This is a genomic window from Streptomyces sp. NPDC025793 (assembly GCF_055558375.1).
On sequence record NZ_JBVHMR010000019.1, the window covers coordinates 89,881 to 106,112 of the forward strand.

14 protein-coding genes are annotated in these 16,232 nt (G+C 70.0%); 3 read left to right on the forward strand and 11 right to left on the reverse strand.

What is annotated here, in order from left to right; translation table 11 throughout:
- Window positions 1-67 precede the first annotated feature (67 nt).
- From chcA to ACZ4MF_RS30760, 11 genes are all read right to left on the reverse strand, one after another.
- On the reverse strand, window positions 68-901 hold the full coding sequence (chcA, locus tag ACZ4MF_RS30710) for a 1-cyclohexenylcarbonyl-CoA reductase (protein ID WP_467495186.1): 834 nt from the start codon (window positions 899-901) through the stop codon (window positions 68-70).
- The gene (locus ACZ4MF_RS30715; RefSeq protein ID WP_467495188.1) at window positions 898-2,082 is read right to left on the reverse strand and encodes an acyl-CoA dehydrogenase family protein; all 1,185 of its coding nucleotides are present in this window, start codon (window positions 2,080-2,082) and stop codon (window positions 898-900) included. Before ACZ4MF_RS30715 ends, chcA begins: the two co-directional genes overlap by 4 nt.
- Complete coding sequence (aroA, locus tag ACZ4MF_RS30720) at window positions 2,079-5,030, reverse strand: 3-phosphoshikimate 1-carboxyvinyltransferase (RefSeq protein WP_467495190.1); 2,952 nt, start codon at window positions 5,028-5,030, stop codon at window positions 2,079-2,081. The genes ACZ4MF_RS30715 and aroA overlap by 4 nt, the downstream gene beginning before the upstream one ends.
- Window positions 5,031-5,073: 43 nt before the next feature.
- Window positions 5,074-5,325, reverse strand: coding sequence for an acyl carrier protein (locus ACZ4MF_RS30725; protein WP_467495192.1), 252 nt, complete (start codon window positions 5,323-5,325; stop codon window positions 5,074-5,076).
- 2 nt (window positions 5,326-5,327) lie between these two features.
- Window positions 5,328-6,404, reverse strand: coding sequence for a beta-ketoacyl-ACP synthase III (locus ACZ4MF_RS30730; protein WP_467495194.1), 1,077 nt, complete (start codon window positions 6,402-6,404; stop codon window positions 5,328-5,330).
- On the reverse strand, window positions 6,401-7,453 hold the full coding sequence (locus ACZ4MF_RS30735) for a 3-oxoacyl-ACP synthase III family protein (RefSeq protein WP_467495196.1): 1,053 nt from the start codon (window positions 7,451-7,453) through the stop codon (window positions 6,401-6,403). The genes ACZ4MF_RS30730 and ACZ4MF_RS30735 overlap by 4 nt, the downstream gene beginning before the upstream one ends.
- Before the next feature lie 62 nt (window positions 7,454-7,515).
- Complete coding sequence (locus tag ACZ4MF_RS30740) at window positions 7,516-8,703, reverse strand: beta-ketoacyl synthase N-terminal-like domain-containing protein (protein WP_467495198.1); 1,188 nt, start codon at window positions 8,701-8,703, stop codon at window positions 7,516-7,518.
- Window positions 8,700-9,890 carry a beta-ketoacyl-[acyl-carrier-protein] synthase family protein gene (locus ACZ4MF_RS30745; protein WP_467495200.1) on the reverse strand — a complete coding sequence of 397 codons (1,191 nt, stop codon included), beginning with the start codon at window positions 9,888-9,890 and terminating at the stop codon, window positions 8,700-8,702. The genes ACZ4MF_RS30740 and ACZ4MF_RS30745 overlap by 4 nt, the downstream gene beginning before the upstream one ends.
- A gap of 66 nt (window positions 9,891-9,956) precedes the next feature.
- Window positions 9,957-10,751, reverse strand: coding sequence for an SDR family oxidoreductase (locus tag ACZ4MF_RS30750; protein WP_467495202.1), 795 nt, complete (start codon window positions 10,749-10,751; stop codon window positions 9,957-9,959).
- A gap of 71 nt (window positions 10,752-10,822) precedes the next feature.
- A complete protein-coding gene (locus ACZ4MF_RS30755; RefSeq protein WP_467495204.1) occupies window positions 10,823-11,653 on the reverse strand; it encodes an alpha/beta fold hydrolase in 831 nt (276 codons plus the stop codon).
- Window positions 11,653-12,105 carry a hypothetical protein gene (locus tag ACZ4MF_RS30760; RefSeq protein ID WP_467495206.1) on the reverse strand — a complete coding sequence of 151 codons (453 nt, stop codon included), beginning with the start codon at window positions 12,103-12,105 and terminating at the stop codon, window positions 11,653-11,655. Before ACZ4MF_RS30760 ends, ACZ4MF_RS30755 begins: the two co-directional genes overlap by 1 nt.
- Before the next feature lie 632 nt (window positions 12,106-12,737).
- Between ACZ4MF_RS30760 and ACZ4MF_RS30765 the strand changes: the two genes are divergently transcribed.
- Genes ACZ4MF_RS30765 through ACZ4MF_RS30775 form a run of 3 tightly spaced genes read left to right on the forward strand, consistent with a single transcriptional unit; the run spans window position 12,738 to window position 16,215 of the window.
- Entirely contained in the window at window positions 12,738-13,997 is a 1,260-nt protein-coding gene (locus ACZ4MF_RS30765) for an acyltransferase family protein (protein WP_467495208.1), read from the forward strand.
- Complete coding sequence (locus ACZ4MF_RS30770; protein ID WP_467495210.1) at window positions 13,994-15,238, forward strand: flavin-containing monooxygenase; 1,245 nt, start codon at window positions 13,994-13,996, stop codon at window positions 15,236-15,238. The genes ACZ4MF_RS30765 and ACZ4MF_RS30770 overlap by 4 nt, the downstream gene beginning before the upstream one ends.
- Window positions 15,235-16,215, forward strand: a complete 981-nt coding sequence (locus ACZ4MF_RS30775; protein WP_467495212.1) for a 3-oxoacyl-ACP synthase III family protein — start codon at window positions 15,235-15,237, stop codon at window positions 16,213-16,215. Before ACZ4MF_RS30770 ends, ACZ4MF_RS30775 begins: the two co-directional genes overlap by 4 nt.
- The last annotated feature ends 17 nt before the right edge of the window (window positions 16,216-16,232 follow it).

Here is a 16,232-nt window from a genome sequence, read left to right on the forward strand (position 1 = left end):
GCCTTCACCTGTCCGTCCCGAGCGGCGCAGGAGGCATACCTCGCGGGCGGAAGAGGCGCTCCCGCGCCTACACCTCCCCTGTGGGCCGCTCGCCCAGGCTGAGCGGCGCGGAGGTGTCGGCGAAGAACGGCGGGGCGACCACGCTCAGCCCGCCGTCCACCGCCACGGTCTGGCCCGTGATGTACTCGGCCCCCGGCGAGAGGAGGAAGGCGATGGTGTCGGCCACCTCCTGGACCGAGCCTGGCCGTCCCTTCGGGATGCGTTCGAGCACCGTGGCCATGTCTGCCATCCCCGGCACCCCGTAGAAGAACTCCAGGGAGTCGGAGTCGATCAGGCCGCCGTTGACGGCGTTCACATTGATGCCGTACGGGGCGAACTCCAGGGCCATGTACCGGACCCAGGACTCGATGGCGGCCTTCATCGAGCCGAGGGCGGCGTACGTCGGGTAGGCGCGGATGCTGCCGTAGCTCGACAGGGCCACGATCCGCCCGCCGTCGTCCATCAGCCGGACCGCCTGCTGTGCGCCGAGCACGAACGGCCGCAGGTTCATGGCGTAGGTACGGTCCAGATGGTGCGGCTCCAGGTCGAGGATGTTCTTGAAGGCGCCGGCTGCGGCATTGGAGACGAAGGAATCGAGCCGCCCAAACTCGTCCTTCACCGTGGCGAAGAGGCTCTCCACACCCTCGACCGTCTCGACGTCGGCCTGTACCGCTAGGCCGCGGCCGCCTGCCTCCTCCAGTTCGGCCACGGTCTTCTCGGCGAGGTCGGCGTTCTTCTTGTAGTTCACCACCACTGTGGCGCCGTCCCGGCCGAGTGTGAGCGCGAGCGCCCGCCCAATGCCGCGAGAGGCGCCGGTGATCAGCGCCACGTGGTCCTGGGACTGCCTCTTCCGCGCGGTCATCGGGCTGCATCCGTCCGATTCAGGAGCTCGCGGAAGACGACGGCCTTCTGGATCTCGTTGGTGCCCTCCTCGAAGCGCTGGGCCCGGGCGTCCCGGTAGACCCGCTCGATCGGGCTGGACTTCCAGTAGCCGGAACCGCCGTGCACCTGAAGGGCCTTGTCGGTGACCCGCCCGAGCATGTCGACCGCCGTCAACTTGGCCATCGACGAGAGCATCGCGGCGTCGTCCGCCCCGGCCTCCCAGCAGCGAGCCGCGTGCAGGGTGAGCTGCTTTGCCGCCTCAATGTCCGCCTCGTTCTCGGCCAGCATGAACTGGAGCGCCTGCCGCGAGGTCAGCGGCCGGCCGAAGGTCACCCGGTTCCGGGCGTACTCCAGTGCCAGCTCCTGGGCGCGGCGGGCCAGCCCCACGCAGCTCATCGCCACCGAGATTCGTGAAGGTGTCAGGAATCCGCCCAACGCGACCGCGAGGCCGTCCCCTTCGGCACCGAGCCTGTTCGCCACCGGGACCGGCGTCCGGTCGAAGGTCAGGCGGGCGTGGTCCGTGCCGGTGACGCCCATGGTCTGTGAGGTGTCCTCGACGGTCACCCCGGCCGCGTCCCGCGGCACCATGAGGGCGACGGTGCCCTCGTGTCCATGGCTGCCGGCCAGCCGCGCGGCCAGCAGCCAGTAGTCGCACCGCACGCCGAAGGTGATGAGGTGCTTGGCGCCGGTCAGGTAGTACGTGTCGCCCTCCCGGGTGACACTGGATCGAATGTCGGCGCCGGAGCCGGCGTCCGGCTCGGTGAGCGTGAAGGCGACCTTGATGAGGCCGGCGATGGCGGGCAGCACGAACCGCTCCCGCTGTTCATGGGTGGCGAACTGGTCCATCGCCCGCCAGGTCCCGTTGGCCACGTGCACCACCATGCGCAGGGAGCCGTGGCAGCGGGAGAACAGCTCCATCAAGTCCATCCACTGCGGGAACGAGAGGCCACGCCCGCCGTACTCGCGTGGAGCAGCCAGCGACAGGTAGCCGCGCTCGCGCAGCTGGGTCCAGAGGTCCTCGGGGACCGTACCGGTGTCCTCGATCCGGTGGGCCCACTCCTCAGCGGGGCCTGCCACGTACGCGGCGACCTCGGCCCGCAGTTGCTCGAACTCGGCCGGTGCGATGCCCGGCGCCGCCGGTGCGACCTCGGTGATACTCATGCCTTCTGCTCCTCGAGTGGTGGTGGGCAGAGGGCCTCGGCCCACTGCCTGAGAACGAACTTCTGGACCTTGCCGGCCGGATTGCGAGGCAGCCGGTCGACCAGCTCAAGCCGTTCCGGCCAGTAGTGCTTGGAGACCTGGTGGTGGTCCAGGTATTTGCGCATCGCCTCCAGGTCGAGGTCGGCGCTGTCGACGAGCGCCGCGAAGGCGCAGGCGCGTTCGCCGAGCCGCTCGTCCGGTGTGCCGACCACCGCGACCTCGTCCACCGAGGGGTGCTGGTGCAGCAGTTCCTCGATCTCAGCGACGGGGACCTTCTCCCCGCCCCGGTTGATCACGTCCTTGACCCGGCCGGTGATCCGGACGTAGCCGTCGGAATCGATGACGGCAAGGTCCCCGGTGCGGTACCAGCCGTCGGTCGTCCAGGCTTCGGCCGTCAGGTCGGGACGGTCCAGGTAGCCCACGAAACTGGTGGGGGATCGGACCTCGAAGTTGCCCTCGTGCCCGGCCTGCAGCGTCCGTCCCGCGTCGTCGGTCACCCTGAGCCCGACCCCGGGCATGGCCCGGCCGTCGGTGCCCCACACCTTCTCGGGTAGGTCGTTCGGCGCGGAGAGCGACCCCAGGCAAGTCTCCGTGGTGCCGAACGCGCCGCAGACCGTGGTACCGAGGACGGCGGTGGCCCGCTCGGCCAGGCTCCGCGGCAGCGCGGCTCCGGCCACGACGACTGTCTGCAGCGTCTCCGGGGCCCGGCCCCCCGCCTCGACCTCCTTGAGCAGGTCGGCCAGGAACGGCGTCGCCGCCTGGACGAAGGTGGCGCCGTGCTTGACGACTGCCTGCAGGGCGGTACGCGGGTTCCAGTGCGCCTGGACCAACTGGGGCACCCCAAGGGCGACAGCCAACCACATCCCGTACAGGAAACCCGTCTGGTGCGCCAGCGGGGACGGGATGAAGACCACGTCGCGGTCGTCCAGTCCGAGCCGTTCGGCCTGCAGCCGGACGGCGTGGCCGAGGGTGTCGTGCCGGTGCAGGACACCCTTCGGCTCACCGGTGGTACCAGAGGTGAAGAGCAACTGCGCCAGGGCGTCGGGGGCCGGCTGCCGGGCGGCGAGCGCCACGGTATCGACGTGCGCGGCGGCGGTCGCGGCGCCCCAGTCGGACCAGGTCAGTCCCTCGCCGTCGGCGGGGAGTTCCACCGCTCCCCCGTCTGCCGAAACGACGGCCACATGGCGGACCTGGGCCCGGCCGGCCGGGTCCTCGGCGAACCAGGACGCGGTTTCCCGGCGGTGGTCCCGGTTCCTGAAGCTGTCCGCGATCAGCAGCACGCGCGCGCCGGAGCGGCGCAGCGCGAAGGCCATCTCCCGCTGCCGGAGGATGGGCATGAGCGGGCAGCAGACGGCGCCGATGCGCAGTGCGGCGAGCGAGACCTCCACGAACTCGGCCCAGTTGGGGAGTTGGTACGCCACCGCTTCGCCGGGTTGCACGCCGAGGGCCAGCAGGGTGGCGGCCGCGCGATCGACCCGCTGGTCGAGCTCTCGCCAGGTTATCTCGGTGTCGTACCCGTCCCGCACATCCACCAGGGCGGTGCCGTCCGGGCGGTGCGCGGCCCAGTGCCGCAGCTGCTCGGGCAGCGAGGCGGGCGGAGTGACAGCACGCCCCGGCTCAACGGATAGCCGCAGCCCCAGGCCGGTCAGGTCCGCCAGGAATCCCGGGTAGGAGATCTGGTAGGCCTTCGGGTAGGTGAGGGTGGTGACACCGTGTGCCTTTGTGCCGGCCAGGGCGAGCGACATCAGGATCCGGTGGTCGTTGTACGAGGAGACGCGCGCGCCCGTGAAGGCCGTCACCCCGCGCACGCACAGACGGTCGCCCTCGAGGGTGAGGTCGGCGCCCATGGCGTTCAGCTGGAGCATCGCGGCGACCCGGTCGGACTCCTTCAACCGAACGTGCCCGATGTGCTCGAAGACCGTCTCCCCTTCGGCCAAGCCGGCCAGGGTGCAGAGCACCGGCAGCATGTCCGGGACCTCACGGCAGTCCACCGTCGTGCCGCGCAGCCGGACGCCGTCGTGGCGGATGCGGACGCCGCCCGACTCTCGGTCGACCGCCATCGGCACCCCCATGCGCCGGACGACGTCGAGGAAACCGATCTCGGGGTGGTCGGCCGGGTCGCCGTCGAGCTGCGTCATCCCGCGCAGCAGTACGTCGGAGGGGTGGATGGCGGAAGCCGCGATCCCGAACGCGGCGGAGCCGAGGTCCGGTGGAAGGGTCAGGTCGGTCGGCCGGGCGCTCTGGCCGGGAGCGATGTCGAACCGCCGCCAGTCGTCGGAGACGGTCACCTGGAGCCCGAAGCGGCGCATCATGGCCACCGTCAGCTCCACGTACGGGCGCTCGTTCAGCTCGCCGGACACCTCCACGATGGTGGGGCCGGAGGCGAACGGCGCGAGCAGGATCAGCCCCGAGATCCACTGCGACAGCGTGCCGGGTATCACCACCCGGCCCCCGGTGGGCCGGCCCGGGGTCAGGTGGACAGGCGGGCAGCCGTCGGCGGAGTCCAGTTCGACCCCCAGCTGCCGCAGCGCGTCGAGCAGCGGGCCGACCGGCCTCCGGCGGAAGTACTTCTGGCCGGTCACGGTGATCGGGGACTCTGCCAGTGAGGCGAGGCCGAGCATAAAGTACAGCGTGGTGCCGGAGCTGCCGGCCGAGACGGTCTGCCGACGCGGCCGGTATCGGCCGCCCCGCACCACGTACGTGTCGCCCTCGACGCTGATCCGGGTACCGAGGTCGCGCAGCAGGCGAACGGTGTACTGCACATGGCGGGCGTCCGAGACGCCCTTGATCCGGCTGGTGCCCTCGGCGAGCGAGGCGAGGATCAGCGCGCGGTGCACGTGGTACTTGGAGGTGGGGACCAGCAGCTCGCCGTGCAGCGGCTTTCTGGTCGGCCTGACCATGAGATGCATGAACTGCCTTTCCGGCTCGTTGAGTCGGGACGGGGGCGGCCGGTCAGGCCGGGATTTCACCGCGTTCGAGGTAGGCGACGGTCTCTCCGACGGTGGTGAGCTGGTCGAAGACGGCGTTCGGCACGTCGGTGCCGAAGCGGCGCTGGATCAGGACGAACAGCGACACGACGGCCAGCGAGTCCATGCTCAGGTCGTCGATGAACGAGCTCTCCAGCGAGATGTCCTCGGCCGGAACACCGGCGACCTCGTCGAGAATTTCCTTGAGGTCCTGCAGGGTGTCGCTCTGAGCGGTCATGATCAGTTCTCCTTGGTCGGATGGGCCGGCGCGGTGGTGGCCGGTACGGGCGGTCCGGCGGGCGCCGGCGGCAGTCGGATGACCTGGCCGGCCCAGACGAGGCCCGTGCCGAAGGACAGCAGCAGGGCGAGCCCGCCGGGCCTGGCCTCGCCCGAGGCGAGCAGGTCCTGGATGGCGAGCGGGATCGACACCGCGGAGGTGTTGCCGTGGATCTCTACGCTGCGGGCCACCGCCACGTGGTCGGGGATCCCGAGCTCTTTGACCAGTTCATCGATGATCCGCATGTTGGCCTGGTGCGGGACGAAGGAGTCGAGGTCCCGGACGGTCACACCGGCCCGCTCCAGCGCCTGCGCGGCGATGGGGCCGAGCTGATACGCGGCCCACCGGAACACCTCCCGGCCGTCCATGGTGATCACCGGCCAGGCCGGGGCGGGCGCGTCGCGCAGCGCCGCCCAGGAGTGGCTCTGCCGGATGGTCTCCTTGTGTGAGCCGTCGGAACCCCAGACCACCGGCCCCACTCCCGGCTGGTCGCAGGGGCCGACCACGGCGGCGCCGGCTCCGTCGCCGAAGAGGAAGGCGGTGCCGCTGTCCTCCTGGTCGAGAAGTTCGGAGAGCCGTTCCACGGCGATCACCAGTACGTACCGGGCGCTCCCGGCGGCAACCATGTCGGACGCCAGCGACAGCCCGTAACAGAAGCCGGCGCACCCGGCCGAGATGTCGAATGCGCCCGGTGCCGCGGCGCCGATCCGGTCCGCGACGCCGGCCGCAAGTGAGGGGAACTGGTGCAGGTGGGAGACGGTGGACACGATCACGCAACCAACCTCGGAGGCGGCGATCCCGGCGTGTTCCAAGGCCCGCTCGGCGGCCGTGGCGGCCATGAACTCCACCGTCTCCGTCGGCTCGGCCCAGTAGCGGAACCGGATCCCGGAGCGGCTGCGAATCCACTCGTCCGACGTCTCGATCCGCTCGCAGATCATCTCGTTGGTGATCTGCCGCGACGGCAGGTACGTGCCGATGCCGAGCAGGCCCGTCGGGGCTCCCCGGAAGGCCGAACCGTGTTCTGACAGCGAGGTGTTCACGCGGTCGTCACCACCTCGAAGTCCGCAGGCCCACACCAGCGGACCAGCGCCGCGCCGATACTCAGGCCCGAACCGAACGCGGCGAGCACCACCTGGTCACCCGGGGAGAGCCGGCCGAGGTCTTCCGCCTCCCGTAGTACCAACGGAACGCTGGCACCCGAAGTGTTGCCGTACTTCTGAATGTTGGTGACCGTGCGATCCTCCGGTACACCCAGGGCGGCCATAATGCCGCGGACGATGTAGAGGTTGGCCTGGTGCAGGGCGAACAGGTTGATGTCCGACAGGTCCTGTCCCGCCCGCGCAAGCAACTTCTCGATGATTCCGGGCACTTCACCGACGGCGAAGTCGTGCACGGCCTTGCCCGAGAGCTTGGCGAAGTTGTCGCCGAAGGCGCTGGTCAGCGGATGGCCGTCGCGCCGGGTCCGCTTCTCGCGCGCCACCCAGACCGCCTCGTAGCGGGACGGGTCGCTGTGCAGCAGCGTGAGGCCCAGCCCTCGGCCGGGGCGGCAGCGCTCCAACAGATAGCAGGCCGCGCCGTCACCGAAGATCACCGCCGGTCCGGGGTCCTTCCAGTCCATGGTCCGGGTGTTGACGTCGGCGAGCACTACGGCGACCCGGCGGTATTCCCCGGAGGCGAGGTACTTGGCGCCGACGTCCAGAGCGAACACGCCTCCCGGGCAGGCCCCGCTGTTGATGTCGAATCCGGTTGCTCCGTGCGCGCCGGCCTTCTCGATGACCCGCATCGCCGTAGGCGGTGCCATGTTGTCCGGTGTGTAGGTTCCGCAGATGACGAGATCCACCTCGGACGGGCTGACGCCCGCCCGGGCGCAAGCGTCCTTGAGCGCGGCGGCCCCCAGGTCCGAGGTCCACTCGTCCTCGGCGGCCACCCGGCGGGTCTCCACGCCGATGTTTTCCCTGATCCAGTCGTCCCGGGTGAGGAGGATCTCCTCCAGGTCGGTATTGCTGACCACCTTCTCGGGGAGATATCCGCCGACCGCCCGAATTCCCACGCCCCAGGACCGCGCCAGCGGTGTTCCGGATATGTCCATTCAAGGTTTCCTGTTCAATTCCATGAGCCGGTTCAGATGATTCGGCGTGCGCGGACGCCTGTTCACGCCTCTCCTTCGGCCGCCGGGGGATGGAGCACCAGGGCCGCCGCCTGACCTCCGGCATCGGTGGTGAGCACCAGTGCGGGGGCGGGACGCAGCTGCTGTGCCCGAGCGGCGACGCCGATCCTTGGCAAGCACGGGTCCCATCGGGTGAGCCCGCGGGTCGGCGGTGCCAGACCGGCATCCAGAGCGCGCGCCGTCAGCGCGAGTTGCACCAGGCCGCTGGCGCCCGCACAGTCGCCGAGCGCCCCGAAGGGGCTGAAGGCGGGAACGGACGGACCCATCACTTCGTGCAGGGCGTGCGCTTCTGGACCGTCGATTCCGGTGCCGCCCGTGGCCGAGGAGCAGACGAGGCCGATGTCGTCGGCGCCGAGCCCGGCCCCGCGAAGCGCCGTGAGCGCGGCACGCACCGCCGTGTCCTGCCCGGCGTCGCCTCTGACCGTGCTCAAGCCCGACACCTGGGCGAGCACCCGCGAGCCACGGTCGCGCACCCTGCGGAGGCTTTCGAGCACCAGCACCACTACGGCCTCTCCAGGCACGGCGCCTCCGCGCTCGGCGGAGAACAGCCCATTCCCCGGCCGGTCCACCCGGGCGGCCGTGGGGTCCAGAGTTTCGACGGTGGCGACGAGGACGACCTCCGCCGCGCCCGTGAGCACCTGATCGGCACCCACGGCCAACGCGTGGCTGCCCGAGCAGCGTCCGGCGGTGACCGTCACGATGCTGCCCTCCGCCCTTGCGGAGACCGAGAGTTCGGAGGCCACAGCGTTGAGACTCGCTTGGGGGCCGGAGGACGGACTCACGAGTGCCGGGCCGTGCGTCACGCCGTCGTGCAGCACCCGCAGATAGTCGTCGAGGCCGGCGGTGGTGGTCCCGAGGACGACGCCCACGTCGGCGGGGGTCGGCGCACCGCCGACGTCGAAGCCGGCGTCCCGCCAGGCGAGCGCGCCTACCCGGGAGACGAGCAGGGATTCCCGGCTCAGCGCGCGGAGCCGCCTTCTCTCGAACGCCGGTACCTCCGGCAGATCGGAGGAAAGGACCGCGGCGAAGCCGGCGCCGCGGAAGGGGCCGTCGCCGTAGGACGTGGTGGCGAAGGCGGTGCTGCCGCCGAGCAGCGCCTCCCACGTCGCGTCCAGGCCGGCACCCAGCGAGCTGGCGACGGCCATTCCCGTGATGGCCACGGACCGAGTCATCGAGCACTCCTGGAACCGAACCGGGTGAAGACGGTGCACGCCGTGTTGCCGCCGAATCCGAAGGCGTTGTTGACGGCCACGTCGACGCGCGCCTCACGGGCCTCGCCGGAGACGAGGTCCAGCGCGCACTCCGGGTCCACGTCGGCCAGGTTGGCCGTCGGCGGGATCACCCCGTCGCGTATGGCCAGTACGCAGCCGACCGCCTCGATGGCGCTTGCTGCACCCTGGGCGTGTCCGAGCGCCCCTTTCAGCGACGAGACTGCCGGGGTATGGGCACCGAAGACATCCCGGATCGCACGGGCTTCGACCCGATCGTTCGACGGAGTGCCCGTGCCGTGCGCGCTGATGTAGTCAACCTGGTCGACCGGGACGCCGGCCTGCGCCAGAGCCCGCTCCATCGAGCGCCGCGCACCGAGCCCCTCGGGGTGTGGCGCAGTCATGTGGTAGGCGTCGGAGGCACTGGACCAGCCGGCGAGTTGCGCGTAGATGCGTGCACCGCGGCGGCGGGCGTGCTCGTACGACTCCAGCACCAACGCGGCCGAGCCCTCGGAGACGAGCAATCCCGCACGGTTGCGGTCGAACGGCCGGGCCACGTCCGGCGCGATCGATCGCAGGCTGGTGAAGAGCATGAGGAGCGCGGACGACATCTCGTCCACCCCGCCGGCGATCATGACGTCGGCACGGTTGGCCCTGATTGTATCGGCGGCGTACGCCAGTGCGCTGTTCCCGGAGGCACAGGCGCTGCTGACAACCAAGCTCGTTCCCATGAAGCCGAGTTCTCGGGATACGGCGTCGGCGAGGTCCACCAACGGGGGAGCCGACTCGAGGCCGTCCATGTCGCCCGGCCGCTCACCGCGGTGGAACCGCATGACGCCCGCCTCCACTGCGGCGCGATTGCCGAGCAGGGTTCCCATGCAGACGCCGGCGCGGGCCGGGTCAGAGGTCCACGGCCGCACACCTGCATCGGCGGCCGCCGCGAGGCTCGCGGCCACAGCCAGCTGTGTGCTGCGCGGAAGACCCGAGCGCGGTTCGCCGAACCCCTTGACCTCACCCCCCATGCGGTGGGGAAAGCCGGTGACGTCGCACAGCGTGATGGGTGCCGTGCCGACCGACCCCTTCACCGCCGCGTCCCAGAACTCCCCGACCGTAGTGCCGATCGGTGTGAGCGCGCCGACCCCTGTCACCACGACCGCTGCGGACTGCCCGTGTGCAACCAATTTCTGTGGTTCCCCTCGTGTGGTGGCCTCGTCCCCCTAGACCAGCCCTTCGCCGCCGTCCACGCTGATGACGTTTCCGGTGAGCCACGACGAGTCGCTCGCCGACAGCAGCACGACGGCTTCGGCGATGTCTTCCGGGACGGTGGCCCGGCCGTGCGGATTGGCTTGCCTGGCCCGCTGGATGAGGTCGTCGCTGCCGGGGATGCGCTCCAGCGCAGGTGTCTGGGTGACGCCCGCCCGTAGCGCGTTGACCGCGATGCCGGAGGGAGCGAGTTCGACCGCCAGTTGCCGCACATGCGAGACGAGCGCGGACTTGGCCGCCGACACGGCTCCGTAGTGCGGGATGACCCGGTTGTCACCGTGGCTGGTCAGGGTGAAGACCTTGGCGCCCCGTGGCAGCAGCCCCGCGGTGTGGAGGTCCCTGACCCAGTAGACAAGGCTGTGCGCCATCACGTCGATGGTCATGTCCATCTGGCGAGGGGTGATGACGCTCGGCTCGCCGCTGCGCGGGATGAACGGCAGCAGGCTGCCGAAGGCAAGGGAGTGGAGCACCACCCGCACACCGGCGCCGCCGGTGACCTTCGTCAGCTCCTCCACCAGCTCCGCCCGCGTCGTCTTGCTGGCGGCGTTGGCATTGTGGAAGGAGACCTCCGCCCCCAGCTCCCGGAGCTCATCGGTGAGTTCGTCGATCGCTTCCAGTCGGGCCGCGGAGTCGAAGTGCACGCCGAAGATGTTCGCGCCCTCCTTCGCCATCGCCAGCGCGGTCGCCCGGCCCATCCCGCTCGACGCGCCGAGAATCAGACACCAAGTTCCCTTGGCCGAAGTCAACATGTGTACCTCTCACTATGTGCCGGGCGGATGCCCTTGGGCCGGCCGCCTTCCAGGGCGTCTTGCCGGTCGTGTCACCCTGCGGAAGGGAATTTCTCGCGGATCAGGTCGTCCACGGCCTCGGCGAACCTCTGCGGTTGCTCCGCCATCGGCAGGTGGCCGCAGCCCTGGAAGACGCGCAACCGTGCGTCGGGCAGCGCCGCGGCGAGCCCGCGGGCGTCGTCCGGTGGCGCGAACAGATCCCGGTCGCCGGCCACGACGAGCACCGGCAGATCGAGGGCGGCCGTGTCCAGGAAGGGACTGCGCAGATAGGTGTCGAAGAAGCGCAGAAAGCCGTACGGTCCCACACGGTCACGGACACGCAGCGCCATGTCGCGACGTATGTCTTCGTCGAGGGCGCGCCGGGAGCCGATGCGCAGGCATCCGTCGAGGAAGCCGTGGTACGAGTTCAGATAGTGGGTCGCGGTGTGCCAGGCGAAGTCCTCGGGACTGCGCCGGTGGAACGGGGCGACGACCACGGCTGCTCCGGGACGCACCGCGCGGTCCATGGCGGCCAGGGCCTCCAGGGCGAGCCCGGTGGAGAAGGAGTGCGCGATCAGCACGTCCACCCCGCCGGGCACCGCGTCCAGCGCCTGTGCGATCCACTCGACCGGATCGCCCCGGTGGCTCCAGGTCTCCTTGCCGGCGGCTCCCCAGGGCATGAGGGCCGCCCAGAACTCGACTTCGGGCGCCGCGATCCGCGCGCAGTCGCGCCATACGGTGTCGGTCCCGGCCAGCCCGTGCAGCGCCAGAACGCGAACGGGCTCGCCTGCCGACGCCTGCCGTGTCCTGCGAACGAGAACCTCATCCGCGTACGGCCCGGCGTTGCGGCGGATCCAGGAATCCTCGGTCTGCTGAGTGCCCATCAGGCCACCACTGCGGGACGCCGGGGCGCGCAGAGTATGAGGGCCGTCGTAGCCCCGCCGCCGGACGTGGCCAGGACATGACGGGCGGACAGGTCGTGGACCGCCACCACCCCGGGCCGGGCTCCCATGATCGCGGTGTGCGCGGCGGTGTCCTCGACACCTTCGGGTGCGCACCACATCCCGACTCCTCCCTCACTGCGCTCCAGGACCGCGGCCATCGCCTCGGCGAGCGGCAGCACACCTCGGACCCCGGCCGACTCCGCCGACTCCAGCACGATGGCGGCCGCTCCGTCGAAGGGGCGCGCTTCGCCCGTCACATGGCACACCGGGGCGTTGCCGGGTTCGACGCCGACCACCACGGCCCGCTCCACCCGGCCGACGGCCATCAGCGGCCGGGCGCGGTCGACAGCGTCCAGCCCCGACGTCTTGCGCTCCTCGGCGATGGTCCCCACGCTGTCGCAGACGGTGCGCTTCGGACGAGTCCTCGGAAGTGCGCGGATCGAAAACGTCCGTGGTCCCCTCCGCTGATTTCTGTCGCTCGTCCCCGGAGCCTCATGCCGTGCAGACACGCTCGTCCTGCCCCTCCGTCTTTCCTGGTTCGCAGATCATCGGGTTCCGGCGCGGCGACTCCAGATGGTCCCGCAGATATCTCTTGCCCAATGCGTTGACCGAAAATTATCACGCCACGCTAAAAGCTCTGATAAGCCGTTCTATGGCTCACGCTTTTGCGACTGGCCGCGCGGCGTCTTGAGCGCCTGCCATGGCCGAAGCAAGCGGCGTACCAGGCACGGTGTTGTCCGCCATGGCCACCGCCGGAGCCTCGCTGCAGCGGCCGTTGGGCCTGGACGGCGGCAAGGCGGGTAGCCCTGGAAAGGCCGGGCTAATGACAGACCGTGCCTCTCGCTAAAGCCGAACAAGGAGGCCGATAAAGCCAAACCCAGCCGCCTTGAAACGGTCTCGAAACCTTGGCCATAGTGGTCGCCCGGCGCGGGAGCGCATCGTCGCGACATCATCAACCGCGCGCCGTATCGGGCGCGCGATTGCCAGCGCACGATAGATAACCAATAGAGATACGTGGGTGAATATGCTGACCTCTGCAGAGGCGATGGCCGAAGCTCGTCCTGCCCGGCGGCCGCAGGCACCGCCGCTGCTCGACTCATTGACCGGTCTGCGCGGGCTGGCCGCGATCCTGGTGTTCTGCTTTCACTTCACGACCTTCCAGTTCGTCTTCGGCCCGAAGGGCGGCCTGGAGTTCGCCCCGCTGACGCGCCCCCGCTTCCTCACCATGAGCGGGAACTTCGCGGTGGGCAGCTTCTTCATCCTCAGCGGCTTCGTGCTGGCGCTCACCACACGCGAGGGGACGAGCCTCGCCAACTTCTGCGCCAAGCGCGTCGGAAAGCTGTATCCGGTTTACTTCGTCACGACCGCGCTGGCCATCGGCGCCATCGTGGTGCTCGGGATGCCGATCTCCACGAGCAACATCTTCCTGCACCTGACGCTGCTGCAGTCGTGGGTCCCTTACCAGGACATCTACACTGGCGTCAACCCGGTCACCTGGTCGCTGAGCACCGAAGCCTTCTTCTATCTGCTGTTCCCACTCGCGCTGTTCGTCGTGCACCGTCTGAGCTCGCGCGCCCTGTATTGGGTCCTCGGCACCGCCGTCTTCCTCGAGTTCGCGTTGCCGCTGTACGTGATGCACTACTTCACCGTGAAGAACGTCGGCAGCCACGGGGCGTACTTTCACACCGGGAGCAACGGCGGCGACCTGGTCTACTGGCTCACCCTGCCCTTCCCGCCCTACCGCTTCCTCGAGTTCCTCGTCGGGATGGTGTGCTGCATTCTCCTCAACCGCGGAGCGCTGCCGACGATCCGGCAGGGATGGGCGTGGGCGTGGAGCGCCGTGGCCTATGTGATCGGCACGTACACGGATGGTCCGCTCCAGCGGACGGCGGTGGGCCTCGTCGCGCTCCCGTTCCTGGTGGTCGCCCTGGCACAGGCCGACCTCGCGGGCCGTCGGTCGCTGCTGCGGGGCAAGGTCTTCGTGGGGCTGGGAAAGCTGTCCTACGGGATGTACGCGATACAGCTCCTGGCGGTTCTGCCGTCCGAGCCCTTCGTCATGCGCTGGTTGTCGTCCCTGTTCGGGGTCTCGACGGCCACGCTCGGCGAACCGGTGTGGAAGGTGCTGATCGGGGCTGCCTACTTCGGCCTCGTGATTCTCCTGTCGGTGCCGATCTACCGGTACATCGAGGTTCCGGCTTATGACTTCGCCAAGCGTTTGTACCGGTCCCGGAAGGGTTCGCCGATGTTCGCCGCGCCGGAATCCGCGGAAGGGCCGAGCCGGTGAAGGTCTGCGTGATCGGCTCCGGGATCTTCGGCATCGCGGCCGTCCGGGAGATCTCACGGAGCCTTCCGGAGTGGTCCGTGCACTGGATGTCGGAGGACCCCGAGGCCGGCGGCCTGTGGAGCACCGCCTCGAAACGGAGCCGTGTGTACGACGCGCTGTTCCTCAACACCTCACGGCAGCGCAGCGCTTTCGCCGGCACGGCGATCCAGGCCGAGCCGTCGGTGCACTTCGTCCACCACTCGCTCTACTCGGCCTACCTCGCCCAGGTGGCCGCCGAGTGTCACGGCCCGCAGCGCCACTGGGAGTGCCGAGTGGACTCGGTGTCCGCGCGGGAGGGCGGCGGCTGGCTCGTACGGTGGCGTGACCGCGCAGGAGCAGAGACGGAGGATGAGTTCGACGCCGTCGTCGACGCCACCGGCCACAACGTCGAGGCCGTGTGGCCGGACGTGCCGCGTGCGGCCACACCGGCGTACGCGCTCAGCCACTCCGCGGAGTACAAGAACGCCGAGCCGTACTGCGGGAAGAGCGTCCTCATCATCGGCAACGGTGCCTCAGCCGTGGACATCGCGTGCGAGCTCGTCACCGCCGCGTCGCGGGTGGAGATCAGCATCAGGACCCCCAAGTGGTACCTGCCCAAAGTGCTGCTGGGCAAGCCGATCGACCACTCGGGGGGCGGCGGGTTGAGCCACGCCCCGCTGGTGGGCCGCGTGGTCGCCAGAGTGGAGGAGTCAGTCGTCCGGCGCTTGGTGGGCTCCTACGACTCCTTCGGGCTGGAGGCCCCGAAGAGACCGCTCGCCGTTTCGACACCGGTGCTGAGCGACCACTTCCTCCCCCATCTCAGCCACGGCCGTCTCCGCGCGCGCACCCGGGTCGTGGCCCTGGAACAGGAGTCGGTCCGCTTCGCCGACGGCAGCGAGGGCACGTTCGACGCGGTCATCGCCGCGACGGGATTCCAGGACGCCTCCCCGCACCTGCCCGCCGCCGTCCGCGACACGCTGAGTCGGCACCGGCTCGGCCTGTCCCTGGAGGCACCGGGATCGCCGGGGCTGTATCTGCTGAACCGCTTCCGCTGCGGTGACGCGGCGGTCAAGTGCGCCGAAGTCCAGGCCGCAGCCGTCGCGCGCTGCCTGCCGAGTTCACGCTCCCGCTCCGGCGCTCCGCCGGACGTCGCGGGTCCGGAGGCCGTCGGACCCCGGATCACCGCACGCACCCTACGGAAGGTCTACGAGGCATACCGATGAAGACAGGGCCGGGAAAGATGGGTGCCGTCGGGCTGGGCTGGTATGTGCCCGATCGGCGCATCGACAATGAGACGGTCTCACGGTGGTGCGGGGTGACCCCGGAGTGGATCACCGGGCGCACCGGGGTGGAGGAGCGCCGGTACGCCGACGATGGAGAGCCGACCTCCGCGATGGCGGCCCGGGCTCTCGCCATGGCTCTGGAGGACGCCGGACTGCGCGGTAGCGACCTGGCCGCCGTCATCGTCTGCACCTCCACCCCGGACCAACCGCAGCCGCCCACAGCGGCGTTCGTGCTCGCCGAACTGAAGCTGCCGGGCATACCGGCGTTCGACGTCAACGGTGTATGCGCCGGGTTCCTCTACGGCCTGGGCGCTGCCGACGGATGGCGGAGCCGCGGACCGGTGGCCCTCATCGGCGCCGACAAGTACTCGGCCATCCTCAACCCGCAGGACCGCAGGACCGTGAGTCTCTTCGGCGACGGGGCGGGCGCGGTCGTCCTGGACGCCCTGCCCGCCGGCTCCGAGGGTGCCGGCGTGGTGGCGAGGTGCCAGGCCGAGCACGTGAACCTGGTGCGCGTACGCGGCGGCGGCAGCAGCCTGCCGCTCCGGAACACGCACGACCCCCTGGCGGACCGGTTCGAGATGGACGGGCGGGGGATCGTCGCCTGGGCGGAGTCCGCACTCCCGCCGGTGGCGGCCCAGGCGTGCGCCGAGGCCGGCGTGGCGCTGGAGGACATAGACCGGTTCGTATTTCACCAAGGCAGCGGCCGGATGGTGGAGTTCTGCGCCAAGTGGCTCGATGTGCCCATGGACAAGGTGGCGGTGTCGGCGGACCGGTTCGGCAACACGGGCGCCGCCTCGATCCCCCTGACACTCGCCATCGAGGCCGGAGCAGGACGCATCACGAGGGGCGATCGCGTGATGCTCGCCGGACTCGGTGGAGGAACGGCAGCCTGCGCCACGGTGATCACGTGGTGAACCACCAGGTAACTACG